The sequence below is a fragment of the Pectobacterium peruviense genome, assembly GCF_002847345.1.
GTDB classification, from domain to species: Bacteria; Pseudomonadota; Gammaproteobacteria; order Enterobacterales; family Enterobacteriaceae; genus Pectobacterium; species Pectobacterium peruviense.
Genome location: NZ_LXFV01000006.1, coordinates 281,223 through 307,021, shown reverse-complemented (window position 1 = coordinate 307,021; position 25,799 = coordinate 281,223). Strand labels below are relative to the sequence as shown.

Below are 25,799 nucleotides of genomic sequence, written 5' to 3'. Positions count from 1 at the left end.
ACTCGCTTGCGGGGTGTTTTTCAATGTAAAAGGAGACAAATTATGGCTTCACGCGGTGTTAACAAAGTTATCTTAGTTGGCCATCTCGGTCAGGATCCTGAAATTCGCTATATGCCGAATGGTGGTGCAGTTGCCAACATGACATTAGCGACCTCTGAAACCTGGCGGGATAAGCAAAGTGGTGAACAGAAAGAGAAGACCGAATGGCACCGTGTGGTGATTTTCGGGAAGCTCGCTGAAGTCGCTGGCGAATATCTTCGCAAAGGCTCTCAGGTTTACATTGAAGGTTCATTACAAACGCGTAAATGGGCCGATCAGGCTGGAGTAGAGCGCTATACGACTGAAATTGTCGTTAACGTTGGTGGCACATTGCAGATGCTAGGCTCTCGTCCTAACGCTGGAAGTAACAACCAAAGTGCAGCCAGTACTACATGGGGAAAACCTCAGCAGCCAGTTGCACCGGCGCAGAGTGGTCCCCCACAGTCTCAACGTTCAGCAGGCAATGAACCGCCGATGGATTTTGACGATGATATCCCGTTCCTTGGGTTTGGTTATGGCGTATGTCGCAAGGCGATCTATGCCGTTTCGTAAACACTAGCACCAGTCTTTGACTGGTGCTTTTTTACATGACAGACTTAGTAAAACGCTTACTTTGTCTGTGATCTTACGGGGGTAAAATGACTACTCATACTCGATACGAGACTGATGTCGTCGCCTGGGCTAACGAACAGGCGGAACTTTTACGCTCCGGTAAATTTTCAGAGATCGACTGCAAAAATGTTGCAGAGGAGATTGCAGACGTGGGTAAGAGCGAACAACGGGAGCTGGCAAGCCGCATGGCTGTCTTGATTGCTCACCTGCTGAAATGGAAATATCAACCGGAACGTCGTGGTTCGAGCTGGGAAAAGACGGTCAAAGCGCAGCGTAAAGATGTTGCGTATGCGTTGAAAGAGTCTCCCAGTTTGAAAACCAAGCTGAATGACCCTGATTGGTATGATGTGATCTGGTCTAAAGCAGTTGCCATCGCTACGGATGAAACACAGCTTGAAAACTTGCCGGATGAACAAATCTGGACAGTAGAAGAGGTGTTGTACGCCGAGTTTTGGCCAAATTAACTGATCCCCTGTAGTAATAGGGCACTAACGCTGGCTTCGGTCAGCGTTTTTCTTTTCTGAGCACGTTTTTAGTTTAGCGTTGTTCAGTCTGGGCTTGTCGGCAGAATAACCACCTGATTTTGAGATTTCTCTTAAACACGGTGGAGACTGATGACAAGACCTATGCGGCACCCTCTAAATACGCCAACGCTGGCATGCCTTTCTGCTGCAGCAATATTGGTAGCTGGATGTGCTCAACAGACAACTACGTCTTCAGTTTCCCGTCAGAATGTGTCTCCCAGAGTGAACGACATTTATCAAAATCGTTCACCTGAGGTTGTGCGCTATGATCGCTATACGCTGGTCAGCACCCGCCCTGCGGATTCACAACGCGATCCACTCAATCAAATGATCGACATCACGATGCCCCCGCAACTGGTGCGTAGCGTCGGGGATGGATTTCGGTATTTGTTGTTAGAGTCTGGTTATTCGCTATGCCCTTCGTCTTCATCAATGTTTTCTGAACTACTTGGGCGTCCGCTGCCAGGCGTACAACGCAATATTGGCCCGGTTCGTCTCAGTGAAGCGTTGCAGATAGTTGCCGGTCCTGCGTGGCGACTGCGTGTCGATGATGTGAATCGGGAGATCTGTTTTGTGCTTCGCGATGAATACCGTTCATTTGCGCCAGCCGCCTCCGTTGCATTGTCTACCGCACCTGTTAAATCGGCCATTTCAACGACGCCGAAGACTTCCGGAACTCCCTTTACGGGCTCAGGGGCGCAGACGACAACGCGCATGTTAAAACCGGACAGTCAACCCTTGCCTGTTCCTACGTTGATGACACCGTCGCCAGTTGCGACAAGCAGTAAGCCTTTAGTCGCGGGTGTAACGACCCCTGTATCTGCGAACACGTCGGTATCTTCTGCTGTTATACCGATGCCTTCTGTTGCTGCCCAAATGCTCCCGTTGTCTGGGCAACCATCACCGGTCAAATCTTCAGTTATTCCAGCTCCGGCTGCAAAATCCACCTTGGCACCGACTACAGCCTTACCGCCGGCCCCTGTTGCGCTGTCGCCGAAAAAAGAGGAAACGACAAAGCTGCTTTCGACGCCGTCTAAAACGATCCCTGCAACCGTTTCTCCGGTGGTATCAACGCCAGTAGTTTCTCCGTCTTTGGCTTCGGAACCTAAGCCCATCCCTGTCATTATCCCGGTCTGGAAAGCAGAACCGGGTATTACATTACGTGAGTTTTTGACACGTCAGGCATCCACTGTTGAGTGTCCATACGGCGGAAAATGGACTGTTGTTTGGCCCGTTAATGTTGACTACCCCATTTCTGCTCGCTTAGTCATCCATGGCAGTTTTGATGCACTATTAGAGCGCATTTTCTTTTTGTATGGTCCAGGAAAGGTTGATACGCCGCTCTACGGTCGTGCTAATCGCAGCCAATGCGTTGTTGCTGTCTCTGATAAACCTGGAGAGAAGTAGTGCAAGGCATGTTGGTGTTAATGGCGTTGTTAGTCCTGATCGGCGGGTATCAAGGGGCTCGCTCTGCCGGTGACGCGTTGAGTGATTCGGTCATCGAAACCTCCACTGCGCGCCACATGCTGCAGACGGCCAACACGCTTGGCAGGTTGAAGGCTCAGGGGATAAACGTTTTGTCTTTATGTCCCGGGAACCGCCCCTCAAATCTACTTTCGATTCCTGGATTGGAAGATAACCCAGACATTTACTGTACCGAACATAACGGACGGGTTGTTGTGTGGGCAAAAGAAAAACCGGGTATGGCCAAGGTGTTACGTGAATTATCCCGTGACTCGCGGCTTCTGGCTCGTATCAGCGACGGCCGAGTGAATACTCTGGTTGACCCTGCCCCTTGGTCAGTTCCATTGCCTGCCAGTGTCACGGAAGGCTCGTTGGTATACATCAACTAAGAGAAGACGGACGATGTCACAATTTACTCCTCATTTTACTTACCGGAACGTTGCGTTGGCATTGCTCGTCTCTACGGTCCTGAATGGTTGTGCTACCAAAGGATTTCGTGATGCGGATGATCAAGCTGAGCGGGATATCCGGACAGCTGAGCAGTTGCATGGATTATCTCTCAAGCAGCCTTCCTCACCTTCACTGGTCTGGGTCGATGAGCCCTGGGTTAATCCCCGTCCTATTTGTGTCAGCGCTCGCGCGCAACAGGTTAAGTTGCCGCCATGCAGCCTGACATTGATTATTGATGGCAGCTTGTCTTTGTATGAAGTAGGGCAGCGTATTACCCGCAGTTGTGGGTTCCCTGTCGTGATAACGCCTGATGCCATGAGCGCGCTGTCCGGTCCAGCATCACAGGGAGGCGTAGGGGCGACTCGCGCTATCCAGGGGGCGCTTCCTCGTCCAGATGAAGGTGGGCGTCCCGCACTTGGTAGTATTGGCGGCGTAACGTCTACTCAATCATTTTCACCGAATATCGGTGCAGGGCTGATTACGGATATTAGTTGGGAAGGGGAGCCGCTGGGCGGGGCGTTGGATCAGATTACCTCTCGCTTGGGACTTAATTGGAAATTCGAAAACAGTCAGGTGGTGCTGTATTACCTGGATACGCGAACTTACCGTCTCAAGGTTCTCAATGCCGAAACGGCGATGAACTCTAACTTAACGGGAACCAGCAGTTCGACAGCCGGTGGTGATAGCAGCTCGGTCAGTGGCAGCCAAAATTCCGGACAAAGCACGAGCGTCAAGCTGGAAAGCAAAATTCATAATGATATCGGTCAGTCCATCAAATCGATGGTCAGCTCATCCGGAAGTTGGCATCTGTCTGGTTCAACGGGCGAACTGGTTGTGACAGATGTTCCCCAGGTATTGGATAGAGTCGAGAGTTATATCGACAGCCTGAATGTGCGTATGAATCGGATGGTCAAGTTGATGGTGAGTGTCTATTCGGTTCAGCGTAAGGGCTCCAGCCAGACATCACTGGACTGGTCTGTCGTGGGTAAGCGTCTCGATCGCTTTGGCTTAACGTTGGCGGGTACGCCAACGGCAACTACCGCTGTTTCATCTGCGGGTATCAATGTTGTTGATGGGAAATTTGCAGGAACAACGGCGTTATTCCGAGCGCTAGAGACGCAAGGCAAGGTGTCTGTTGTGATGGCGCATGAGGCGACGACCACCAATCTGGTCCCCGCACCGTTTCAGATCGCAGGACAAATGGTTTACCTGAGAAACCAGAAGACAACGGTATCTGAGAACTATGCCACAACCGATATGGAGCCAGGAAGTATCACTACAGGGACGCAAATGACGCTGTTACCGGATATTCGCGATGAAGGGGATATTCAACTGCAATTTAACTTCAGCCACTCCGATCCGGCACAATTACGCCGTGAATCGTCTGAAGACGGCAGAACTAAAATGGAGATGCCTTATACCACCGTACGCAGCTTAAGTGAGCGGGTTAATTTGAAGCCGGGTCAGACCTTGATCGTCAGTGGCTATAACTCCCGTAATCTTACTGCCTCTCGCGAAGGGGCGTTTGATCCTGATGTTATGGTAGCCGGCGGTGGTAAATCCAGTGAGACGGATGACGTTACGCTGATTATCGCTGTTACGCCCGTGCTGATGTGAGGACGATAACGTGATTACTGTACCTCATGAAAATGGTGGGTTAATTGCGGGATTACGCTGGGAACCGATGTCTGAAAAGGCTTCCCAGCGATTTGGACGCGATGTGTTATCTCTGAAGCTAAACCCCATGCGCGGGCTCAATAAAGGGGCCGATATTCATTCTGGTGCGCCAGCGGTCACGGGCGCTTGCCCATGGAGGCCTGGGCGGTTGTGGTCACTTGCCGCACTGGCGACGAGTTGGACAGGGGAAAATGGGTATGGTGTTGTCCAGCTCGGTGACGACGAATTCGTTTTTTTAGCGACCATCAATGGCATTCCAGCGCTTAACGGCGACATCTGCGGTGCGCGCGACGATATGCTCGCTATCACCAGTGAATTTATTGCGCTCACACCAACACCAGATACGGGATGGAATGTCGCCTCTACGCCGGAGGCTCCTGCTGTACCCGCTGATATCCTGCCGTCGCGACGTCGCGACTGGCCAGCGCGTTATCGGCTGACGTGTCCTGCCAGAATACGGCGGACGTTACTGATTAGTATGCCGGTGCTACTTGCGGTCGGCATTGCCGGGATGTGGGGCGTGCAGTACTGGCAGAACTGGTCTGCCCGCCAGGCCGAGGCGGCAAAAGCAAAGCTGGCTGCGATGGCTGCGGGAGATAACGAGCTTTCCCAAAAAGAAAAACGAGTATTACCCCACCCGTGGGTGATTCAGCCATCGGCTCAGGTTTTGCTAACGGTCTGCGAACGTAAGTTGGACGCACTTCCCCTGAAATTGGGCTTTTGGCCGTTGTCCTCTGCCGACTGCCGGGCAGATGGTGTCATGACGACATGGGTACGGGAAAAAGACAGCCGATTGGCTACGGTCAACCGTCTGATCCAGGCTGTGCAGTATCTTCCTGGCTCTCCGGCTGTTTTTATCGATGAGAGCGGGGATACCGCGCAGATTGCATTTTCCTATCCCGCGCTTCTGGGCGGTGGTGACGATCGCGTGATTGACAGCGAACCACTGCGTCGGCGGTTGCTGAGCTTCTTTCAGTCTCGGGGTATCCAGCCCTCACTTCAGAGTGTTCCTCCAACATCAACCCCGCTGGATGATCAGGTTGTATGGATCCAGGACTGGAGCACATTTGCTTTTTCTCACACCTCTCGTTTAGCCCCTTCATTTCAGCTTGCAGGATTATCTGCCGTGGGACTCCGTTTGACGCGCATCGGGCTGAAGGTTGAAGGGCGGTCACTGACCTGGTCATGGGATGGTACGGCATACAGTCGTGCTCAGCCCCAGGGCAGCGTTGCATCAGAAGGAAATGCACCATGATGAAAGTTTTTTCCCTATTTCCGTTGCTGTTTACGGCATCGGTATTGGCTTCTGATGTGACTGAAATCAGTCCCGCTCCTTCTGGAGGCGTCCTTGTTTCTGATGAGCCAACCGTCGAGACGCTAAGAGCCGTTGAGCTGGAAATTGATTTGATAAAAACACAGCAGGCGAAACAGGATGCGCAGAACGCCCTGGCGGAAAGCCGGCTGAAAGGACAAACGCTGAAGAATCGGCCCGATATTTCAGCCATATCTGGTGTTGGGCTGGGTACAGCGAACAAAGGCGCTGGGGTAAGCCTGGCTATTACGGCCGCGCGTTTGAAAGAGATATGGAGTGAAAACAGGAAACTCCGCGCGGCTGCTGAGTTTAACGGTCGCCGTATCGTACTTCAGCCAGGAGATACCTGGCCTGGTAGTGAACATCGCGTGAAAAGCATTACGTCACGTGGTGTTGAACTTAGCAACGGACAGGTAATCCAGACGGGGGTAGCACAATAATGAAGATGGATGTTCACCAGTCAGCCGATGCAGATTTAGCCTGTCGCGTGCCTGGGCAGTACTGCGAGGATATTGCACTCACGCGTCTTGATAACGAGTCTGTGAGTGTACGTGTTAACCGAGAAATTCGTGAAGAACCGACGTTCGTCAGCTGGTTTGCCGGGCTGCGTCGTGCCGGATTGAAGCCATTACCGCCTGAGTTTGTGATGAAAAGCGAACTCGGTCAGGGGGGGCTGGCGAATACGCATGACGTGGAAGTGGGGATCAGTGGGGCACAGCGCGATGTGCGTCGGATGTTTCGCGACGTCATATCGATGAGCGCCTCTGATATCCATGTACACCTTGACCGTCGCCAGGGAAGCAGGATCCGTACCCGGATCAATGGGCTGTTGTACACCATCCGTGAACCGGATTTTGAAGAAGGCGGGACATTGTTGTCGACCATGATGGAAAGCATGTGCGACACCAAATCTCAGGGGTATAACCCGCGGGTTGCTCAGGATGGGCGCGTCAAACCGGAGTTTCTGGCAGACATGAACCTGTATGCTGCGCGCTACAGCCATCGCCCGACCGATGACGGTGGCGTTTTTGCGGTGATGCGCCTGATTGAAGACGATCGCGGACGTATCAGAACGCTGCAAAGCTTAGGCTATCAGCCGGAGCATGAAGCGGCGCTGGAAGAAATTGAATTGACATCACAGGGGCTGATTGGCCTGTGCGGGACTACTGGCTCCGGTAAATCGACAACGCAGAGGGTCCTCGCTGGTCGATGGCTGGCCAGAAATAACGGGCAGGTCAGCCTCCAGACCCAGGAAGCGCCGATAGAGGGACTGATTTTTGGCGCAGTGCAGTGTGCTGTAAACACTGACAACCTCAGTCTGCATCAGGCGGGGGAAGCCTGGGCGGGTAGTGTTGTGATGTCCCTGCGTCTTGATCCGGATGGAATTTATACTGGAGAGGCTCGCGATTATGCGTCAGCGTACGCCGCTCTGGAAACGTCTATCAGCGGTCATCCCGGCTGGTTTGGGCTCCACTGTACCTATCCGCTGGATGCATTGACCCGTATGCGTAACTGGGGGATTGATGCACGTGAGCTGGCGAATCCGACCTATTTTCGGGGGTTGATTGCCCAGACGCTGGTGAATACGATTTGTCCGTCCTGCTCATTACCGTGGTCTGAAGCTCTTGAACTACAGATGATCCCTCTCCCGCATCAGACGCTGGCCAGGCGCATGTTTAATGCGGATGAGCTTAGTCAGTTACGGTTTCGTAATCCCGATGGCTGTGAACATTGTACGAAGCAATTGCTGGGAACCGCGATTAACCAGGGGATCGGTGGGCGAACCCTGGTTGCAGAAATCGTACGCCCCGATCGTCACATCATGAAAAGCTGGCTGGATGAGGGGAGTTTTGTGGCTCGTCGGCGCTGGATTCATGCAGGCGGATTTAGCCGTGGACAGCATTTACGGCGGCTGCTGCTGGCTGGCGAAACTGATCTGGTGATGGCCACAGAGCACCTAGATCCGGATGAAGATCGCGACTTTATGGAGTGCGCTTAGCCATGGTGACATTGCTGATAGCTATCTTCTGTTTGTTGCTGGTTTTAGCGGTTTTGCTGTTTTTATCCGTGACCTGGGCACCAATGATGCGCCGGACGTTTTGGCTGACAGAACGAATTAAGTTTTGGCAGATGGTGCGTACATTCTGGCGTATGGGTATGCCGCAGGCAGAAGTTTTCGACATCATGCGGGATATTTACAGTGATAACGGAAAGCGGCGTAATCGCGGCAGCTTGCTTTGCCAGCAACTGAGTGATGCGGTTAGCAAACGTACGTTTGCTGAGATGAACTTGCCTGGCCCACGTGATCAGATAGCCACACCAGAAGACGTTCTGGCGGCATGGTGTTCACCACTGGAGGCGGTGCTTTTTCGGGTGGGGAATGCCTCGGGCAATATGTCTGAATCGTTGGCCCAATCCATTAGTTTGCTGAAATATATTCAGCAAATACGCAGTGCCATGGTTCCAGCATTAGGCCAAATGGGATTGGTCATGTGCTCTATACCAGGGATCCTCTACGGCGTATCGCAACATCTGTTGCCCGCAATGTCCAAGCTGATCCCCGAGGAGCGCTGGACGTTACATATCATCATATTGAATAGCGTCAGTCGTGGGATGCAGGAGCACGGGGCCGTTCTATGTTTTGTCATCGGCATTATCACTTTCAGCATTATTCGCAATCTTCCGAAGCGTGGGGGGGTTATCCGTCGCCATTTTTTCGAATTCATTCCGCCCTGGTCAATCTACGCCACACTGCAAGGCGCGCTATTTATGCTCAGCGCCGGCTCATTGCTGAAAGCGGGCATGCTCTCACTGGAAGTCCTGAATACGCTTAGCAAGCATGCTTCACCGTGGCTGGTCGCACGCCTCGATGCGGCAGCTTTTCGTGTGCGCAGCGGTCGCAATTTGGGGTCGGCACTCTATGAGAGTGGCTATAACTTTCCGTCCAGAGAAAGTGCCATTTTTCTCAGTCGTGCAGGTGCCAGTCGCGATATTGCCGATGTACTCAATGACTGGGGGCAGGAGCAGATGCCCGTTGCACTAGAGCGGATCCGGTCACTGAGTAACTGGCTGACCTTTGGTCTGGGCGGCATCATTGGTGCTTTTCTGATTTACGTCATGTTTGCCGTAGTGGGGCTGACGATGACATTAAGTTCTCAGGGGTTCTGACCTGTATTACGACATCCCGTTTTTTTAAAACTAATTATTCTCAAGAGGTTATTGAATGGAAACGTCTCTGGCTACAACTCGCCGCAAACGCGGTATTGCACCGTGGCTCATCGCCCACTATCGCCCTGCACGGGGCGGCAATTTGAAAGATGCCATTATCGCGTTAGTGGTCGCTGCTGCTGTCGTTATTCTTGTCTTTCAACTGGGTTCTTATTTATGGGGGTTGTATCAGAATAGTGCGACCCAAACGGAAGTGACCACAATGCTGGAGCAGTCTCGCAAGCTGAAGAGCAGGGCGGGGTATACCGGGGCGTCAATGGCAACGTTACGTGCAGTTAATGGTATTCCTACATCGGTCGATCGCACGGGTGATATTTATTACAACCGCTACGGCGGAACGTATTCTCTGGCTCCTGCCAGGACAAACGGCTCGGCATTTAATAACTCGGTTTCGCTGACATTAACGGGTGTGTCTGAAGGAGGGTGCGGCGATCTATCGCAGATGTTCCTGAACGCCGGGGAGTCTATCTATTCTGTCACTATTGGCAGCACAGCGATGGTGACGGCCAATGTCACCACAGGCACATCAACGGCGGCGACGATGATCGGTACGCAGTGCGATGGTGGCGATAAAACCGTCATTATTACCACGTCTCGTTAATTAATCATGGCCAATATGTTGCTGCTTATCACGGCTATCTTGCTGGCTTATTTCCCGGGCAACAGCGTTGCTCAGGGAAAATCCCCGGCAAAATATACGGTGCAACCCTGGTTGGCCTGCATTAATGCTGCGAGTGTGAAATATTTCATCGACACATTGCTGATTGAAGCGGTGATGGAACAGGAAAGTAGCTTTAATCCGCACGCTGTTAATCGGAGTAACTCGGATGGCAGTGCGGATTACGGTCTGATGATGGTGAACTCAGGCAATATCCCGAAGCTGATTCGAGAAGGCATTATCTCGACAGAGCAGGATCTTCTGGATAAGCCGTGCCTGAATATTCAGATTGGTACCCGATTGTTGGCATCCCATTTTCAGGTCTGCGGCATAACCTGGAACTGTTTAGGGAGCTATAACGCCGGGTTCGGTGATAAGCGTCATCGACTTCGTGAAAATTATGCTGACATCATCTGGAAACGCTACGAACGGCTGTTGCGTGAACGTCGGGGTATTGTACTGAAATGACGCTGACGCTATTTCTTTCTTTGGCCTCTTTGCTCTTTGTTGGATTAGCCATAGTCGCTTGGCTGGCATGTCAGCATGTGCGCTGGTTTGCTCGTTTTTTGGCACTACCGCCCGCGCCGGTACTGAATGGGATGACTCTGTTGTTAATCGTTATCCCATTCTGGTTGGTCAGTCTGGCATCACTCTATGTTCATGGTGCCAATCCCTTTCCTCTACTGATGCTGGCTGGGCTGCTTGCGTGTGCAGTAGCTGACGTGGAACGAGAATGGTTACCGGACAGCTATACCGTGCCGCTGTTTTTTTTCTCTCTGTATTACTCACCGTTGCCGGCCTACATCATTCAACCGGTGATGTTGATGTCTGCCATGGTCGTGGTAGCAACGCTCATCACTGTTGTTATTCGACCGTCGCTGGCCCCCCTTCTACCCGGACGGGGAGACATCATGCTGTGGCTGGTTTTGAGTGCCTGGGCAGGGGTCGCTGGAAGCGTGATCCTGTTTATGTCCCTGACTGCCGGTGCGCTGACGATGCAACTGACTGCGCGTGATCATACGCCGCTTGGCCCCTGGATTGCCGGATGTGGTGCTCTAATTATTCCCTTCACGACGGATATCCAGCGATTAATGGATCGCTTTATGTTTACGCTCTGGCACTGATAGAGGTGGCCTTATGTTTTCGATAATCACGTCATTACAGGGGCAATTGCGACGCGGCATATTGCGTCAGCCTGCTCGCGGTAGCTTAATCAAAGATTCAATCATCGGTGTGATGGTTTTTATTGCGTTGATTGGCCTGGTCACGCAGGTGATCAGCAATTATGTGACAGAGTTGCATTACCAGACCGTTGCCCGTCATGCCAGTAAAGTATCCCAGGCTGCTGGGAAGTATGTGTCTGATAAACATGATGCCTATTTATGTCAGTTGGCCCCTGCCACCTGTACGGCGGGGGTATCCACACCATTACCGCAGCCGTTCACTGCTCAGACATTGATTGATGCGGGATACCTTGATGAAGGTATGGGCACAACAACGATGGACAGGCAGACCTATCGTTTCGGGGTGAGAGCGCGTACGGTGAATGGTTCAACAAAACCGGCACTGGAAGCGTTGATGGTCACCGCGGGTGGCGAAGCGTTGGACGAAGGTGGCATTCGTCGAGTTGCTCAGCTCATCGATGGGATGGGCGGTTTTATCAGCGATCCAAGCCTGACTGAGTTGGGTGGACAGGCGAATACGGCGTATGGAGCCGAATTATCCTGGTCCCTTCCCGTCACCCCGTTTGGGTTAACTGCAGAACCTGGACATATTGCAGTGGCCATCAATGGCGGCCTGATTGGTGGTTTGGATAAAGAAAGCGATCGCCTTTATCGCTTCAGTAGTGATGCTCATCCGGAATATAACCAGATGAACACCGCTATCGATATGAATAGTAATAACATCAATAATGCCGAACAGGTAAATGCGAATGAGGTGAATGCTGCGAGATTTGTGGCATTGGAGAGTAATGGCTTTTTTGGCTGGCGTAATGGGAACGATATTCAAGCTTGGCTGAAATGGAATAACGATAAACAGAAAGTCGAGCTGAAGAACGCTGGCTTGAATGTCGAAGGAGACATTACTTCAGAAAAAAGCGTTAGTGCTGCCGATGATGTCAGTGCTGGTAAATTGGTTGTCGCTGACCAATTTTTGTACCAAAAGACCGTTGTTGTTTCCGGCGATTCTTGTGATGCGGTGACGCTGGGACTGACATCTATCAGCGATACAACTGGCCTGATAGGCCATGACAGTACTGGCGCGATACTTACTTGCCAATCCGGTGCGTGGACTGGCATAAAAATAACGGACAAAACAATCGTGGTCGGAAACACAACTTGTTCTTCGACTGCCAGGTCAGTTGCCACTTGTCCAACGGGAAAAACAGTCGGTGCCGGAGGATGGATATTAGGTTGGTATGGTCAGGGGAAGAACTCTCCAGATAGCTCCTATCCTTTAAATACAACACAATGGGTGACGAACTCTAATGGCGACAATAACTGTTTTCAGTCAGTTGTAATGTGTGAATAATCAGTTTGCCAATCCGGTGCGTGGGCAGGCTCCGGTAAAATTGATCAAAATGGTTGTCAATGGGTCTCTGCACCAGACGCCTGGGTAAACCCAGGTGCTCGCCAATATTATAAATCTGCCATCTGTCCCTCTGATTCAGTAATGACTGGAACAAGATTTATGATTTGGCCGAGCGGATTAGATGATGAGCATGTAGATGCGTACTGCTGTCCATTTTCATAGCATTAGCCTGCAGAGTTAGCCAGCTTTGATGATGAACATCACTGCTATATTCTTAGGTCGATTCTCCTCTGCCGTAGGAACAGTGCTAGAGGCGTCAATTTGTACTATTGAATGGCTCCACGCTTGAGGGGAGCCCGACACCTCTGAGCCATGTCTAGACTGATGGGAAAACACTCCAGATGGTGAATATCCGTTGGAGTCAAACGTTTGAAATGAACCTGTAATGTTTCGAATCGCGTCATTTTGTACGGTTAAAATAGCGCGTGAACCATCGGTGTCTACGTCAGATCCGTTATCCCAGCCTCGAGGAAAGTAGCCGCGAAAATCGGGTATTTGGCCGGAAGGATATAGGCTGGAAAGCATGGGATTGCCGCTGGGATTAAATAGTTGGCCATTGAGCTCTAGCCAGCCCTCAGGAGGGACTGGCGTTCCCCACATCGTAATGGTGCCAGGCTGAATGGATGACGTGGATTTCCACGCACCGGATTGGCAAAGCGCTCAAGTCCACTAACCAGCTTTGATAATGAACATCACAGTAATGTTTTTCGGTCGATTTTCCTCGGCAGTAGGAACTACTCGTGATGCATCAAAGCTAGCTTGGAATGTCGTTGTTTCGTCAGTGCCCCGGTCACCGGGGCCAATAAAACGATCATTCTTAAATGCACCGACAAAAAACTCGTCACTTGCAAGCCCTTGGGACCATGTCATGGATGGGAGTTTCCCTGTAATATTTTGTATCGCATCTCCCTGAATACTTAATATCGCTCTAGACGACTCCGAGTCGATACCAGCACCATTATCCCAGCCCCGAGGGAAATACCCCCTGAAGTCTGGCACTAGACCTGAAGGGTACAGGCTGGCCAGGACGGGATTGCCGCTGGGATTAAATAGTTGGCCATTGAGCTCTAGCCAGCCCTCAGGAGGGACTGGCGTTCCCCACATCGTAATGGTGCCAGGCTGAATGGATGACGTGGATTTCCACGCACCGGATTGGCAATTAGGCAAACTGCGGTATTGTCTTTCCCTTTAAATTTAGGGACGGACATTTCTGATGAAAAAACGTATAAAAAAGATACTGCTAAGTAAGGCGCTGGATAAGTATTTTTCTGCCGTGTCGCGGCATAAGAGAGGTCAGTTACAGGAGTTTTATCGAATAAATGTTATCAAAAGGTCACCACTTGCTAACAGTTACATGGATGAGATCTCATCAGTCGATATTGCTAGCTACAGGGATGATAGGCTGGCCCAGATTAATCCTCGAACAAAAAAAGCTATCAGCGGCAATACCGTTCGTCTTGAAATGGCGTTGCTCTCAGCATTGTATAATTTGGCCAAAGTTGAATGGGGAACATGTACAAATAACCCCGTTGAGAATGTAAGAAAGCCAACGGTTTCTTCGGGAAGGACGCGCAGGTTAGCTTCTCAAGAAGAACGGAAAATAATGCGTTATTTTAAAGGTAAAAACCCTGAATTATTGGCAATATTTCGTTTGGCTGTTGAGACTGCAATGAGGCAGGGCGAGATATTGTCATTACGTTGGGAGCATATAGACCTTCGACTCGGTATTGCTCACCTGCCATTAACGAAAAACGGCTCTGCACGTGATGTACCATTGTCTTCGAAAGCACGCGAGGTACTGAAAGATATTAGTGAGCTTGTTCGGCACGAATGCGGGAGTGTTTTTTCCTATACTTCAAGCGGTTTTAAAAGCGCGTGGCGTATTGCATTGCAGTCCATGTCTATTGAAAATCTCCATTTTCACGATCTTAGGCATGAAGCTATCAGTCGCTTGTTCGAGTTGGACACGTTGAACGTTATGGAAATCGCAGCAATATCAGGGCATAAATCCATGAATATGCTAAAACGGTATACTCATCTCAGGGCGACTCATCTTGTCGGTAAACTCGATGCACGTAAGAAACAGGCACAGAAACTAATTTCGATTTTCATACCGTACCCAGCGGATATCGAAGTTCATGATAGTGGGAGGGTAACAATGACATTTTCTGATTTTGATGATTTGGCGGTTACCGCCCCAACATATGATGATGCGTTAAGAGTAGCATCTGTTGAATTACTCAGATTTCAAGCGATAGCTGCAAAGAATGGCGAAAGGCTCCCTCCTCCTGGTCATATATCTGTCAATATGAGTGAACGCATACTGATCAACCCACTCTAAATCTGAAGAGGCGATATTGAGTTAAATATCGCCATTTCTTTAAGCAGTTTGCATGCTTTGGGTACTTATTCCCCCATGTGGCCACTTATGATTTTTGTATTTTTGTTTGTCGTATTTATTGTTCTGTACTGCCCCATTTACTTTTTTATATGTCTGCTTGTGCCATTCAAAGGATTTTCTGTCTCATATATGAAGCATAGGAGAAGACGGTATGCAGTGGTTCATGTTTCATTGTTTTCTAGAATTGGGCACCTCAACAAAAATCAGTTGAAAAAATTTAATACTGCATTCGTCTCTACATTAGACGCGGCTCTTCAAAACAAAAGAGAATCAGTCATTTTTCGCTCTCATTTGATGAGAACCTCTCAGGTGCAGTTAGCTGAGAATGTCTTATCTAAGTGTGGTCGCCGTTACCGAGTATCGACTGTGGCGTTATCAAGAGTGGAGCGGGTAGGGATTATATGCCAGACATTTTTACAAGAATGGCGACTGGTAACGATCCCTCATAGAGGGGTAATGATTGTAGTTATGGCGCGATAACTTTTAGTTGGGATGGTTAATTTACCGTGGATTGAATAAGTACATTACTTTAATGTGATCGATACATTAGATCGAACCGATCGATTTATTTTGTTGTACACGGTTAATTATGTTGTTTAATCTCGTTTGTACATTAAAGCGAATTACTCAATTACATTGAAATGATTTTTACGTGGAGTCGTAGTGAATGAATCCTACATATACTGCGTTAATTGCACTGTTGCGTTCAGGTGAGAAGGCATTCCCTGAAGATGATGGTAAATATGATGGTAGTAATAGCCAGTTTTCGGTAAGAATCAAGCCTGAAAGCAGAGCGTTTCTTGATATGCATGCTGAACGTATGGGGGTCTCTAAGTCAACACTCTACGGCATTATTCTCGAGGGGGGGCTTTCTGAAGCCCGAACATCAACGGCTGATAAAATGATGGGAGTTTATGAGCGTTTTTGTTTGTTAATGGATACATTCGGGTTAAGTGCTCTGCAGCAAGCTCAACTATTAGCACCATTTGGTATTAGCCAGGGGGCATTATCCAGTGCTGAGCGAACACTGGATTTGTTGAATCCCCAGGTGCTACATCAGTTGGCTTTATGGTTTGAAATCGATGTGCAATGGCTGCTTTGTGAAAAAAACTATCCGATGTCGAATAACTACTTTTTTGACAATGACTTTTTGAATCATGATGTTTTGAGTGATGACATTGAGGTAGCCTATTTTCGTGCGGTGGGTAATTATGAAGTAACTTTAGCTTTTACAAAAGAATGGAAAGATATTCAGGGCATCATTAGAATCCCAATCATTAAGGTTTATCGTGTCTTGAAAGAATGGGAGGTTGATTGTCGGCCCGGAGAAAAAACAAAAAGTACTAGGTATCTAACTTATTCGCAGAGACAAGTGGAATCCTTGACTTTTGGTTCCGTATTTCCAGTTATGATTGTTGATAAATGCCAAGTTGAATATCAAAATTATCAAGATTGGCTAGTGGGTTAGTTTATAAAATATTTTAATAATTAATGATGCGCCAGTATCAGGGAACCTTTTTTAAAAAAACAAGTGAATGTTGTGCCAGTGCCAGGAAATATTAAGAAAACATAATCATAAAATACTTTTATTTAATATATAGGAAATAACGAATGAAACCTTCATTAATCACACGCAGTTTTATTATTGCGGGGATCAGTGCAGTTGCTGCTTCAGCTAACGCTGCAGGAACATGGACTGAAGCTCGTAACGACGCTATGGGTGGAACGGGAGTTGCGTCTTCACACTACAGTGCAGCGGCGTTGGTTAACCCTGCATTGCTGACAAAATTCGATAAATCCGATGATTTCAGCCTGATTTTACCTGCCGTGGGTGCTCAGGTCTCCGATCCGGATAATCTGCAGGATGGTGTCGATCGTATCGACAACGACTGGAAATCGTTTGAACGTGCTGTCAACGCAGGGGGGGATACCAGCCTGTCGGCTGCCAAATTACGTGCATCATTGCAAGACTTGTCTGGTAGTCATGCGAAAGCGCATGCTGGCGCGTCAACGGTCGCGGCAGTTCCTAACAGCGTTCTGCCATTTGCAGTTCTTGCAAAGGGATGGGGAACAGCCACAGTCAAGACCAATGTGACAGATAGCGACCTCCAGTGGCTTGATGGGGTGTCAAACGGAACAGCCAACGGCTCTGACCTGAGTTCATTAACGTCATCCGCTAATGGCCGTGCAGCTGTCGTTGCGGACGTGGGCGTTGCGATGGCACGTGAATTCAACGTCGGCGGATTCGAGTTCTCTGCCGGTATTACACCGAAGGTGCAGCGCGTCTATACATTCAATTACAACGTTGCGATCAATAACTACGACAGTTCGGATTTCCGTAGTAGCGATTATCGTAACGATAAAACGGGCGCCAACGTAGATGTGGGTTTTGCAACCAACCTGAGTGATAACTGGATTGTTGGTCTTGTCGGTCAGAACCTGGTTGCTCGCAGTATCGAGACGAAAGAAGTCAACGGCGTCAAAGATACGTTCAAAATCAAGCCTCAGGCAACGCTGGGAACCGCATATAGCAACAGCTTCTTTACTACAGCACTCGATGTCGATCTGACTCCAGCGAGCCGTTTTAACTCTGATAAAGACAGTCAGTATGTCAGCGTGGGCGGTGAGCTGAATGCATGGAAATGGGCGCAACTGCGTGCAGGGTATCGTACTGATATTCATGACAGCGATAACTCCTACTTTACTGCCGGCATTGGCTTGTCCCCGTTTGATGTGGTGCATCTGGATATCACCGGGATGGCTGGTACAGACAGAACGTATGGTGCTGTTGCTCAACTGACGTTCACATTTTGACGATGGAAGGGGCTATTCACCAATAGCCCCTCTTGTGAATATCAGTAAAAAGGAGAAAGTCAGTGAGTGACGAAAAAGAAAAATACATGAAGAAAATTCAAAAATTATTCCATTTAGCAAAACGAAGTACAAATGAGTATGAGTCTGCAAGTGCCATCAACCAGGCTCAAAATTTAATGCGTAAATTTGGCCTGAGTGAATTGGATATAGATCTGAAGTCTATTAAAAAATTTCAGAGCGAGAATTGTCCGTCTGATGCTAATAAACTACCTGAATATGTGATCAGCCTGGCCAACATGCTGTGCTATGCATTCGGTGTGCGCTGTTATTACACTTGGGCAAGGAACCACCGACGGTCTGTTACGTTCTACGGTCCGAATGAGCGACCGCAGATTGCTGCGTACGGGTTCGATGTATTGAGCATCCAGCTAGTTAAAGCCAGAGGGGAGTACATCGCTTCACAAAATAAACGAATCAAACGCATCACAAAGACCAATCGTGCTGATCAATTTTGCGCTGGTTGGGTGAACGGTGCCTGGAATGCCATCAGTCGGTTTTCCGTCGAGGCAGAAGAGCAAAGGTTAATGCTGCTGTATTACAAGCAGATCTCCGAAGGATTTGGCAAACTGGAAAGCCGTGAAGCAAAAAGCTGTCGCGGGGATGAAGATGCGTATTTGGCAGGTTATCATTCAGGGAAAGACGCCAGGCTGCACCAAGCGGTTAACGGAACCTCAATGGGGAAAATCGACAGGTAATCCAGCTCAGTGATAAACCAGTAGCAATAGGTACGCCAGATGAATGTGATAGCTGATTACATTAGCTCATATTTTAGCTAACACCTTTGTGGTTCAGAGGTATACCTAATCTGACAGGTAGGAGCGGACACCCCTTACATCATGACATCTTAATCATAGCGAGTAGAACTAAGAACAGTAGCGTACGGAGTAGTGTGGCTGAGGCTGTACGATGCTTACGTTATCGTTAATATACATCCCTAATGGCCATCTATGCTTTCAACTTCATTTATCTCCGTATGACATAACGCATCTGATGGTCTATACGTAATGAATTTTATTTGATTCTTTTTTTGAATCAACTTAAGATTCATTTAAATTGTCACCGGAGATGCAAAAGTGAATGATTTTCTGTCTTTAATTGAAAACTCTAGAAAGATCAAAAAAGAATCTATAGCTTCCACCATAAGAATGCCTGAGTCACTGCATACATTTATTGAAACGCTCGCCTCCGATCTTGAGCTTTCAAAGCAAGAAATCATGCTTAAACTACTTGAACAGGGTGCCAAAGCTGCCCAAGAGGCGTTAGCTGAGGTTGAAAAAAAAGAGTTAGCTCATTTAGCTGTTACAGAAAAAAACGTGCCGCATGTAACTGCAGGTTTCCATATTTTGAATACCAACAAAGCTCATAGCGATGAAGATTCTGAATGGATGGCCACTAAAGGTATTGCTGCTGCTTTTTATGACCCTTGGAAATGGAACATTAATCGGATTGATGCCAATGATGTAGTATTCCTATACGAAAATGGTAAAGGCATAGTGGCCTATGGTAGAGGCGCTGGAGAGGTCAAAGTATGCGATTACAATGGCGATAAAGATCAATGCCACTACCAAGAGCTGGAGGGATTTAAGGTTCTTGAAAAACCGATATCGGCTGCGGAGATTAAGAAGATATTGGAGCGGAACGTAGTGTTTTTGAGGACAATGTCGGCTATGCCAGATGGTCAAAAAGTGCTGAATTTTATTGAAGGGTGATGCCTAACACTTATCTCTCCTTTTCGCTTATAACTGAATTGGCACACTAAATGTTTCCACAGTGTTGTTGGAGATAATCAGTGTAAAGATAGAGCCTCCCCTCGGCAGTGGAACTGTAAACTGCCGATTGACTTTCCGTCTGCCGAGTATTCCTCCACTACAGAACATAGCCAGATAAAGTCCGATCCAATACAACTGAATAAAGAAGAGAACCTAATATCCCTCTCATTGTTTGAGATAAAAGCTACATTCTCAACCGCCTTATCCTGCAAGTCTTAGTTTAAATTTCCCAATCTCAATATTCAGTTGTTTGTCGTCTCTGGTTCTCGGTTTTTGCAAAGTAATGGCGAAAACCGTTAACCAAAGGCAAGGATTTGAGGCATGACAACTGAGTCCTCTGTTACAGACACCGTAATACCACCTTTATCTGAAGCTCAAGAAGCCGATCCATTCGCTGAAGAGGTCGATGCACATTACGCAAAGACTTCCTCCGCTGATGTTGCTGCACGACGTATGGGGCTCTTCGAACGAGGGGAGTCTACCGATAAAGGTAACCAATCTTCGCGGCTGTCATGGCTCTTTAAAAGCCTGCTTGTTGTTTTATTTTTTGTTCCGTTAGCCGTTTCTGTCGTGCTGTTTCTAATCGTCCAACAGCAGAGTGTCCAGTTGGACTCGCTGGATGCCGCATTTCGGCATGGTCAGCTTCAGCAACTGCCGACAGAGATACAAGAATTGAAAATTAAAGTTGGCGAGCTTCGAAGTGAATTTATCACTGTGCAGGAGTTCGATACGTTCCGCCAGTCTCAGCAGAGTCTGGCTCGCACACTGGATGAAAAGCTGAATCAGTACATTAAAAACGCGGAAGGGCAATCAGCTATACCTGAACGCCTGGTACTCCTTGAACAGCGAATTAATGGTCTCCAGGGAACAGCAGATGCGCATGATAAACGTATTTCCTCTTTAGCCTCTGACTGGCAAAACAGATTTGAAAAGTTAGCGCCTCAGAAGGCTACCCCTGCAAAAAGTCTCAACGGGTGACTAAACCCGTACCTGCCCCTTTTGCATTAACCAGTATTGAACATCGGGGAGGGCAGCAATATGCCGTCATTATCCCCCATTCAGCAGGTAATCGCTGGTCAGATCTACGAATGCTAACGCCTGGTGAGTCTGTTAATGGCTGGACGTTAGCCAGTATTGACGGAAATCAGGCGCGTTTTTTGGTTAATGGGAAATCTCAAATTCTCACATTGCAGTAAGGAACCGTTATGAGATTGAAAGCAATGGCGATGGTGCTTGCTTTGGCAGGAACGGCACACGCCTCAGTTAATACCAGTATTCATGTTACACCTGAAGCGAACTCACAAACCCGAGCTGTTGATCAGGGATTATCCCGCCTTCAGTCAACGCAATGGGGTCTTACTGATGACGAGTGGGCGCGATATCAGGACATGATTCGAGGGAAAACCGGTATTCAATCCCCTGGGTTGGATCCATTAACCACGCTAGGTATTGAGGCTCGCAGTGATGCAGAACGGCGGCAGCTAGCAGAGAAGTGGGTTAAAGAAGAATATCAGCGAACTGAAAAGATCCTGAAGTTTCAACGTGAGGTTGACGCTGCTTGGGAACGTATTTATCCGAATGCATTGCCCGTCAATATGGGTAACGCGGGTGGTATTGCGCATGATAATGGCGGCAGATTGGCACTATTTATGAAGGCTAACGATTGCGGAAATTGCAATACGCGCCTTGCTGCTGTTCTTGCTGATAATCGCCCAGTTGATATCTACCTAGTTGATAGTGGCGGGGATGATAACAAACTGCGTGAATGGGCCAGAGAGCGCAATATCCCTGCCGAGCGGGTACGGAGCCGTCAGATCACATTGAACCATGATGGTGGTCGCTGGATTCGGTTTGGCAATGGCTTGATGCCAGTATTGTTGCAACAGGGAGAAGATGGATGGCGCGTTGCGGCATTCTGATGCTGATTATATTCAGTATTTTCTCTGCCAGTGTTAGTGCGTCACGACAGTCAGTGCCTGACGGGTATCAGCGTGTTGCGTATTTACATCAGGTTCCGCCTGAGCTGTTCTATGCACAATCATTACAGGAGTCTAGCCGCAAGCTGCCTCATGGCGTTCGCCCCTGGCCCTGGAGCATTAATGTCCAGGGGAGGAGCTATCAATATGACAGCCGACTGGAAGCCTGGCAGGCACTACAACGTTTTTTGAAGAAGGTTCCACATAAAAATATTGATGTCGGATTAGGGCAGGTTAACTGGGGTTGGAACGGTCGTCGTTTTGCAAACTCCTGGGATGCGTTTGAACCGTATACCAATCTGAATGTTTCGGCTCAAATCCTACGTGAATGCTACGAGAGAAAGCTGGGCAGTTGGTTGCGTGCGGTTGGTTGTTACCACCATCCGGCCGGTGGTGCCCCAGCGGCAAGATACATTTCTGCGGTACAGCGCAAGTTGGCCATGATTGAACCTTCGACAGCAGCTTCCCCCCTTCCTGAGATTGCTCATGCTACTCAACTTGTCTGGATCGAACCCCGGAGCGTCAAATAAATGAAAATTATTTCTGCATCTATGCTGTGTTTGCTGGCAATCCCATTCTTTGTTCATGCGGAGCTGAATGTTGTTGCCGATCTGGGGGGGAAAGATGCCGCGCCTTTCTTTGAGAGTATTAATCGCCAGGACAACGTCGGTAGCAATAATACTGAAAGCCGTACCTGGCAAGGCCAGCCGGGAGAAGGCGCTATGCTGCCGATTGTGACGCCAGAACTGACCATTGGTATTGAAACGCCCAGATCGCTGAATTTGCCAGGCATTGGTGCGTTATTTCTCATTGGAGGCGATCCGGCGTCGCGTTCCTGGCTACAGATGAATGCTGCAAAACTGAGTCAAATGCATGCAGTTGGCTTAATCGTCAATGTAACGGATATGGCTGCGGTTCAGTCCCTGCGCTCACTGGTTCCTGATGTGCAGATGGCTCCTGCGTCAGGTGGTGAATTAGCTCGTCGATTACAATTGCGACATTATCCCGTGTTGATTACGGAGACCTCTGTATCTTCAGAGGTACAACCATGATCCCACAGCGTCCATATCTGGCTGAGATCGCAGAACCTGTTTTGGGTATTGTACCTATTCTTTTTTTCATTCTTACTGTTGCCGCTATAAGCATGTTATTCCGCTGGCGTGGCAAAGCTAGCGTGCGTCGCCATCGGCGTTATCGTAAAACTGCCGAACGCTTGTTAAAAAGACTCCCCACTTTGGCAGGCGATGCGCAGCGTTTTTCCTATCTCCGTCGTGTTAACCCATATGTGTTTGAAGAAATCCTTTTGCTGGCAATGGAGCGTCAGGGGCTAAAGGTGATTCGCAATGCATCATATAGCGGCAACGGTGGATTGGACGGGCAAGTCTTTATTAAAGGGCAGCGTTGGCTAATCCAGGCAAAACGTTACAGCAGAGCGATAGACCCCGCGCATGTCGAGGCATTCTCGGTATTACTGATACAACATCGGTGTTGCGGACTATTTATTCATACCGGACGAACCGGAGCTAAAAGCAAGCAGCACGCAAGTTCAAGTCATAACAATACATTTCCCCTTTATATCATCAGCGGTCAACAATTACTGGCTTTGTTGGCTGGTAATCCAAATTGGATAAACTTAGAAGGTAGTGAATATGAAAGTATCTATTAATTATAGATATATCATGTCGTTTGCAAAAGACCTCAGTACCATGCTATATCGAATGCTAATTATGTGGCCGAGCCTTATTGTCGGATCATTATTGTTTTTATTTTTTGTTATAGGAACATTGAAAGGAGATGTTGAGCGTATTTATCTGAATGTTTTATCGTCTCAGGCACAGGCCTATCAAGCAGCACCATCTGGATATATGAATGTGCGAGACTGTGTCGAATTACCTATTGAGCTGGAGGGGGGGTATTTCGGTCAGTGTGTTAATAAATCGGTGGCATTATCAGAAATCGCTCATCGGGATCTTAAAAACGTTAATAGCTTTTATTGTTTTCTCGTTCTTATCTCAATGTGTATTGAGGGAGTTTATCGTTTCTGGCTATCCCATAAGATGAGTAAAGGAGTATATGGATATGGTCACGGAGGAGCTGTTTCAGCAAAGCAGCGCTGGGATGAGTGATATATGAGCGATCGTTATGTCATTGAGGCATTGCTGCGGCCCGCAGTTGAACTGAACACTGCCGTAGTTTCGGCTACAGTAGCATTTGTCTGTGTGCAGGCACCATGGGCGATTGCGTTGGCCCCTTCAGTCAGTTATGTGACGGCCGGTGGGTTCGCTGTTCTGGCCATGGTACGAACCCGCCAGGGAATGAAGGTACTGCGTTACCGTCGTAATTTACGACGCCTACCACGTTACGTGATGAGTAGTAAGCAGATCCCTGTAAGTAAACGGCGGTTGTTTATCGGTAAGGGATTTATGTGGACGCAGAAACACACCCAACGGCTGCGTGACACGTTACGTCCGGAGGTCGAGCGTTATATTCAGCCGCCAACCCTGTATCAGGCCGCCCGTAAACTAGAGAATGCAGCAGAGCATAACTTGCCCTGGCTCACGAAACTACTGAGCGTAGATTCTCCTCTGAACCCAGTGCGCCCATTACCGCCCGTCGGTGGAAAGCCGGTACTACATGGTATTGAGCCTGATGAGGTTGATGTCACTATGCCACTGGCCGATCGCCCCGGTCATACCATCGTATTGGGTACGACTCGTGTTGGAAAAACACGGTTGGCCGAACTGTTTATTACCCAAGATATCCGCCGTGGTGACGTGACGATTGTCTTCGATCCAAAGGGTGACCCTGATTTATTACGTCGAGTCTGGGCTGAAGCGCACCGTGCCGGGCGAGGTGATTCGCTCTACATCTTCCATCTGGGTTGGCCCGAAATATCAGCTCGTTATAACGCCGTTGGGCGGTTTGGGCGTGTCTCTGAAGTGGCGTCGCGTATCTCTGGGCAATTGGCGGGGGAAGGGAACAGTGCTGCATTTAAAGAGTTTGCGTGGCGTTTCGTAAATATTGTAGCCAGAGCACTGGTTGCATTGGGTGAGCGGCCTGACTACACGCTAATTATGCGTTACGTCAATAATATTGCGGACCTGTATCTACGCTATGCTGAGAAAATCATTGAAGAGGAACTACCCGAGCTACAACTGCAGATACGCAATAACTTAGGGGTATTCACTGATGAAGATGTTCCCCGAAATATGCAGGGCCAGCCTAATAGCGTGGGTATTTGGGCAATAGAAGTTGCATTAAGCTCAGAGGCTGGTAAGAAACTTTATGATCCTATTCTCGACGGTTTACGCTCCGCCGTTCGCTATGACAGAACTTATTTCGACAAAATTGTTGCCTCTTTATTACCATTATTGGAGAAACTGACGACGGGTAAAACGGCGTCCCTGTTGTCGCCGGACTATCTGGATATGGATGACTCACGCCCCATTTTTGATTGGGAACAAATTGTTCGCAAACGAGGTGTTGTGTATATCGGTCTGGACGCCCTTACAGACAGTGAAGTTGCTACGGCAGTGGGGAACAGCATGTTTGCCGATCTGGTTAGCGTGGCTGGCCATATTTATAAACATGGTATTAATGCTGGACTGCCACAGCAGAAAGAAGAAAAAGCCGTCATTAACCTGCATTGCGATGAGTTCAATGAGCTAATGGGTGATGAATTCATTCCGTTGATCAACAAAGGCGGTGGTGCTGGCGTTCAAGTGACCGCCTATACGCAAACGTCATCAGATATCGAGGCGCGTATCGGGAATGCTGCGAAAACGGCTCAGGTCATTGGTAACTTCAATACACTGATCATGCTGCGTGTCCGGGACAACAAAACTGCAGAATTGCTCACGACACAGCTGCCGCAGGTTGAGATCTACAGTAAAACGTTGGTTTCTGGTCACTCGGATACGGCTAATGTTGAGACTGGACAGGATTTTACATCCAGTACTCAGGATCGTGTTGGTACGATAAAAACCCCGTTGATTGAGCCGTCTGATGTCGTCAGCCTGCCTAAAGGCCAGGCGTTCGCCCTGCTTGAAGGTGGTCAGTTGTGGAAAATCAGGATGCCGCTGCCGACCAATGATATTGATGACGCGATGATGCCAGTAAACTTGCAGGCCGTTGCGACAGAAATGCGGCGTAACTATCATTCCTGTGAGGGATGGTGGAGCGGGCGTTCACTTGTTGCAGATCGGCAAGTAGGAGGTGAGTAG

The 25,799-nt window shown here is 48.8% G+C and carries 27 protein-coding genes; 25 read left to right on the top strand and 2 right to left on the bottom strand.

Annotated features, from left to right (window positions below):
• Positions 1-42 precede the first annotated feature (42 nt).
• The 13 genes from A0G03_RS07030 to pilV all read left to right on the top strand — a co-directional run bounded on the left by A0G03_RS07030 (position 43) and on the right by pilV (position 12,496).
• The gene (locus A0G03_RS07030) at positions 43-591 is read left to right on the top strand and encodes a single-stranded DNA-binding protein (protein WP_048258571.1); all 549 of its coding nucleotides are present in this window, start codon (positions 43-45) and stop codon (positions 589-591) included.
• A gap of 86 nt (positions 592-677) precedes the next feature.
• Positions 678-1,115, top strand: coding sequence for a DUF29 domain-containing protein (locus A0G03_RS07025; protein WP_048258572.1), 438 nt, complete (start codon positions 678-680; stop codon positions 1,113-1,115).
• 150 nt (positions 1,116-1,265) lie between these two features.
• Positions 1,266-2,582 carry a PFGI-1 class ICE element type IV pilus protein PilL2 gene (pilL2, locus tag A0G03_RS07020; RefSeq protein WP_048258573.1) on the top strand — a complete coding sequence of 439 codons (1,317 nt, stop codon included), beginning with the start codon at positions 1,266-1,268 and terminating at the stop codon, positions 2,580-2,582.
• A 20-nt stretch (positions 2,583-2,602) separates the two neighbouring features.
• Entirely contained in the window at positions 2,603-3,028 is a 426-nt protein-coding gene (locus A0G03_RS07015) for a type IV pilus biogenesis protein PilM (RefSeq protein ID WP_223250547.1), read from the top strand.
• 13 nt (positions 3,029-3,041) lie between these two features.
• A complete protein-coding gene (gene pilN / locus A0G03_RS07010) occupies positions 3,042-4,706 on the top strand; it encodes a PilN family type IVB pilus formation outer membrane protein (RefSeq protein ID WP_048258575.1) in 1,665 nt (554 codons plus the stop codon).
• Between the two features lie 10 nt (positions 4,707-4,716).
• A complete protein-coding gene (pilO2, locus tag A0G03_RS07005; RefSeq protein ID WP_048258576.1) occupies positions 4,717-6,021 on the top strand; it encodes a type 4b pilus protein PilO2 in 1,305 nt (434 codons plus the stop codon).
• Positions 6,018-6,518, top strand: coding sequence for a type IV pilus biogenesis protein PilP (pilP, locus tag A0G03_RS07000; protein ID WP_223250548.1), 501 nt, complete (start codon positions 6,018-6,020; stop codon positions 6,516-6,518). Before pilO2 ends, pilP begins: the two co-directional genes overlap by 4 nt.
• Positions 6,518-8,077 (top strand): ATPase, T2SS/T4P/T4SS family, encoded by a 1,560-nt coding sequence (locus A0G03_RS06995; RefSeq protein ID WP_048258577.1) that lies wholly within the window; start codon positions 6,518-6,520, stop codon positions 8,075-8,077. Before pilP ends, A0G03_RS06995 begins: the two co-directional genes overlap by 1 nt.
• Positions 8,078-8,079: 2 nt before the next feature.
• The gene (locus A0G03_RS06990) at positions 8,080-9,246 is read left to right on the top strand and encodes a type II secretion system F family protein (RefSeq protein WP_223250549.1); all 1,167 of its coding nucleotides are present in this window, start codon (positions 8,080-8,082) and stop codon (positions 9,244-9,246) included.
• Between the two features lie 55 nt (positions 9,247-9,301).
• A complete protein-coding gene (locus A0G03_RS06985; RefSeq protein ID WP_011092158.1) occupies positions 9,302-9,907 on the top strand; it encodes a type 4 pilus major pilin in 606 nt (201 codons plus the stop codon).
• Between the two features lie 6 nt (positions 9,908-9,913).
• Positions 9,914-10,432, top strand: a complete 519-nt coding sequence (locus A0G03_RS06980; RefSeq protein ID WP_072061989.1) for a lytic transglycosylase domain-containing protein — start codon at positions 9,914-9,916, stop codon at positions 10,430-10,432.
• Positions 10,429-11,088: a prepilin peptidase gene (locus A0G03_RS06975; RefSeq protein WP_048258578.1), complete on the top strand. Its 660-nt coding sequence runs from the start codon at positions 10,429-10,431 to the stop codon at positions 11,086-11,088. Before A0G03_RS06980 ends, A0G03_RS06975 begins: the two co-directional genes overlap by 4 nt.
• Before the next feature lie 13 nt (positions 11,089-11,101).
• Positions 11,102-12,496, top strand: coding sequence for a shufflon system plasmid conjugative transfer pilus tip adhesin PilV (pilV, locus tag A0G03_RS06970; RefSeq protein WP_048258579.1), 1,395 nt, complete (start codon positions 11,102-11,104; stop codon positions 12,494-12,496).
• A 237-nt stretch (positions 12,497-12,733) separates the two neighbouring features.
• On the opposite strand, the gene A0G03_RS06965 is transcribed toward pilV, so the two are convergent.
• Positions 12,734-13,156, bottom strand: a complete 423-nt coding sequence (locus tag A0G03_RS06965) for a phage tail protein (RefSeq protein ID WP_080965210.1) — start codon at positions 13,154-13,156, stop codon at positions 12,734-12,736.
• A 69-nt stretch (positions 13,157-13,225) separates the two neighbouring features.
• On the bottom strand, positions 13,226-13,660 hold the full coding sequence (locus A0G03_RS22095) for a phage tail protein (protein WP_053075285.1): 435 nt from the start codon (positions 13,658-13,660) through the stop codon (positions 13,226-13,228).
• Positions 13,661-13,769: 109 nt separating this feature from the next.
• Here A0G03_RS22095 and A0G03_RS06955 point away from each other — a divergent pair, with 109 nt between their 5' ends.
• The 12 genes from A0G03_RS06955 to traD all read left to right on the top strand — a co-directional run bounded on the left by A0G03_RS06955 (position 13,770) and on the right by traD (position 25,799).
• The gene (locus A0G03_RS06955; RefSeq protein WP_048258581.1) at positions 13,770-14,897 is read left to right on the top strand and encodes a site-specific integrase; all 1,128 of its coding nucleotides are present in this window, start codon (positions 13,770-13,772) and stop codon (positions 14,895-14,897) included.
• A 727-nt stretch (positions 14,898-15,624) separates the two neighbouring features.
• Positions 15,625-16,425 carry a hypothetical protein gene (locus tag A0G03_RS06950; protein WP_048258582.1) on the top strand — a complete coding sequence of 267 codons (801 nt, stop codon included), beginning with the start codon at positions 15,625-15,627 and terminating at the stop codon, positions 16,423-16,425.
• 143 nt (positions 16,426-16,568) lie between these two features.
• Positions 16,569-17,771: a conjugal transfer protein TraF gene (locus tag A0G03_RS06945; RefSeq protein ID WP_048258583.1), complete on the top strand. Its 1,203-nt coding sequence runs from the start codon at positions 16,569-16,571 to the stop codon at positions 17,769-17,771.
• Between the two features lie 62 nt (positions 17,772-17,833).
• Positions 17,834-18,526 (top strand): DUF2786 domain-containing protein, encoded by a 693-nt coding sequence (locus tag A0G03_RS06940; RefSeq protein ID WP_080965211.1) that lies wholly within the window; start codon positions 17,834-17,836, stop codon positions 18,524-18,526.
• A gap of 378 nt (positions 18,527-18,904) precedes the next feature.
• Positions 18,905-19,540 (top strand): hypothetical protein, encoded by a 636-nt coding sequence (locus tag A0G03_RS06935; RefSeq protein WP_048258584.1) that lies wholly within the window; start codon positions 18,905-18,907, stop codon positions 19,538-19,540.
• Positions 19,541-19,921: 381 nt separating this feature from the next.
• Complete coding sequence (locus tag A0G03_RS06930) at positions 19,922-20,578, top strand: hypothetical protein (RefSeq protein ID WP_053075286.1); 657 nt, start codon at positions 19,922-19,924, stop codon at positions 20,576-20,578.
• 227 nt (positions 20,579-20,805) lie between these two features.
• Positions 20,806-21,519 (top strand): TIGR03759 family integrating conjugative element protein, encoded by a 714-nt coding sequence (locus A0G03_RS06925; RefSeq protein WP_011092173.1) that lies wholly within the window; start codon positions 20,806-20,808, stop codon positions 21,517-21,519.
• Positions 21,519-22,106 carry a lysozyme family protein gene (locus A0G03_RS06920; protein WP_048258804.1) on the top strand — a complete coding sequence of 196 codons (588 nt, stop codon included), beginning with the start codon at positions 21,519-21,521 and terminating at the stop codon, positions 22,104-22,106. Before A0G03_RS06925 ends, A0G03_RS06920 begins: the two co-directional genes overlap by 1 nt.
• Positions 22,107-22,628: an integrating conjugative element protein gene (locus tag A0G03_RS06915; protein ID WP_048258585.1), complete on the top strand. Its 522-nt coding sequence runs from the start codon at positions 22,107-22,109 to the stop codon at positions 22,626-22,628.
• Positions 22,625-23,242, top strand: coding sequence for a restriction endonuclease (locus A0G03_RS06910; protein WP_048258586.1), 618 nt, complete (start codon positions 22,625-22,627; stop codon positions 23,240-23,242). Before A0G03_RS06915 ends, A0G03_RS06910 begins: the two co-directional genes overlap by 4 nt.
• Positions 23,226-23,702, top strand: a complete 477-nt coding sequence (locus A0G03_RS06905) for a hypothetical protein (RefSeq protein WP_048258587.1) — start codon at positions 23,226-23,228, stop codon at positions 23,700-23,702. The genes A0G03_RS06910 and A0G03_RS06905 overlap by 17 nt, the downstream gene beginning before the upstream one ends.
• 3 nt (positions 23,703-23,705) lie before the next feature.
• Complete coding sequence (gene traD, locus A0G03_RS06900) at positions 23,706-25,799, top strand: type IV conjugative transfer system coupling protein TraD (protein WP_048258588.1); 2,094 nt, start codon at positions 23,706-23,708, stop codon at positions 25,797-25,799.

Excerpts from the sequence above, each read along its gene's own strand:
- A0G03_RS07030 (WP_048258571.1), top strand. The coding sequence starts at position 43 with ATGGCTTCACGCGGTGTTAACAAAGTTATCTTAGTTGGCCATCTCGGT.
- A0G03_RS07025 (WP_048258572.1), top strand. The coding sequence starts at position 678 with ATGACTACTCATACTCGATACGAGACTGATGTCGTCGCCTGGGCTAAC.
- pilL2 (WP_048258573.1), top strand. The coding sequence starts at position 1,266 with ATGACAAGACCTATGCGGCACCCTCTAAATACGCCAACGCTGGCATGC.
- A0G03_RS07015 (WP_223250547.1), top strand. The coding sequence starts at position 2,603 with ATGGCGTTGTTAGTCCTGATCGGCGGGTATCAAGGGGCTCGCTCTGCC.
- pilN (WP_048258575.1), top strand. The coding sequence starts at position 3,042 with ATGTCACAATTTACTCCTCATTTTACTTACCGGAACGTTGCGTTGGCA.
- pilP (WP_223250548.1), top strand. The coding sequence starts at position 6,018 with ATGATGAAAGTTTTTTCCCTATTTCCGTTGCTGTTTACGGCATCGGTA.
- A0G03_RS06995 (WP_048258577.1), top strand. The coding sequence starts at position 6,518 with ATGAAGATGGATGTTCACCAGTCAGCCGATGCAGATTTAGCCTGTCGC.
- A0G03_RS06990 (WP_223250549.1), top strand. The coding sequence starts at position 8,080 with ATGGTGACATTGCTGATAGCTATCTTCTGTTTGTTGCTGGTTTTAGCG.
- A0G03_RS06985 (WP_011092158.1), top strand. The coding sequence starts at position 9,302 with ATGGAAACGTCTCTGGCTACAACTCGCCGCAAACGCGGTATTGCACCG.
- A0G03_RS06980 (WP_072061989.1), top strand. The coding sequence starts at position 9,914 with ATGGCCAATATGTTGCTGCTTATCACGGCTATCTTGCTGGCTTATTTC.
- A0G03_RS06975 (WP_048258578.1), top strand. The coding sequence starts at position 10,429 with ATGACGCTGACGCTATTTCTTTCTTTGGCCTCTTTGCTCTTTGTTGGA.
- pilV (WP_048258579.1), top strand. The coding sequence starts at position 11,102 with ATGTTTTCGATAATCACGTCATTACAGGGGCAATTGCGACGCGGCATA.
- A0G03_RS06965 (WP_080965210.1), bottom strand. The coding sequence starts at position 13,156 with ATGTGGGGAACGCCAGTCCCTCCTGAGGGCTGGCTAGAGCTCAATGGC.
- A0G03_RS22095 (WP_053075285.1), bottom strand. The coding sequence starts at position 13,660 with ATGTGGGGAACGCCAGTCCCTCCTGAGGGCTGGCTAGAGCTCAATGGC.
- A0G03_RS06955 (WP_048258581.1), top strand. The coding sequence starts at position 13,770 with ATGAAAAAACGTATAAAAAAGATACTGCTAAGTAAGGCGCTGGATAAG.
- A0G03_RS06950 (WP_048258582.1), top strand. The coding sequence starts at position 15,625 with ATGAATCCTACATATACTGCGTTAATTGCACTGTTGCGTTCAGGTGAG.
- A0G03_RS06945 (WP_048258583.1), top strand. The coding sequence starts at position 16,569 with ATGAAACCTTCATTAATCACACGCAGTTTTATTATTGCGGGGATCAGT.
- A0G03_RS06930 (WP_053075286.1), top strand. The coding sequence starts at position 19,922 with ATGACAACTGAGTCCTCTGTTACAGACACCGTAATACCACCTTTATCT.
- A0G03_RS06925 (WP_011092173.1), top strand. The coding sequence starts at position 20,806 with ATGAGATTGAAAGCAATGGCGATGGTGCTTGCTTTGGCAGGAACGGCA.
- A0G03_RS06920 (WP_048258804.1), top strand. The coding sequence starts at position 21,519 with ATGCTGATTATATTCAGTATTTTCTCTGCCAGTGTTAGTGCGTCACGA.
- A0G03_RS06915 (WP_048258585.1), top strand. The coding sequence starts at position 22,107 with ATGAAAATTATTTCTGCATCTATGCTGTGTTTGCTGGCAATCCCATTC.
- A0G03_RS06910 (WP_048258586.1), top strand. The coding sequence starts at position 22,625 with ATGATCCCACAGCGTCCATATCTGGCTGAGATCGCAGAACCTGTTTTG.
- A0G03_RS06905 (WP_048258587.1), top strand. The coding sequence starts at position 23,226 with ATGAAAGTATCTATTAATTATAGATATATCATGTCGTTTGCAAAAGAC.
- traD (WP_048258588.1), top strand. The coding sequence starts at position 23,706 with ATGAGCGATCGTTATGTCATTGAGGCATTGCTGCGGCCCGCAGTTGAA.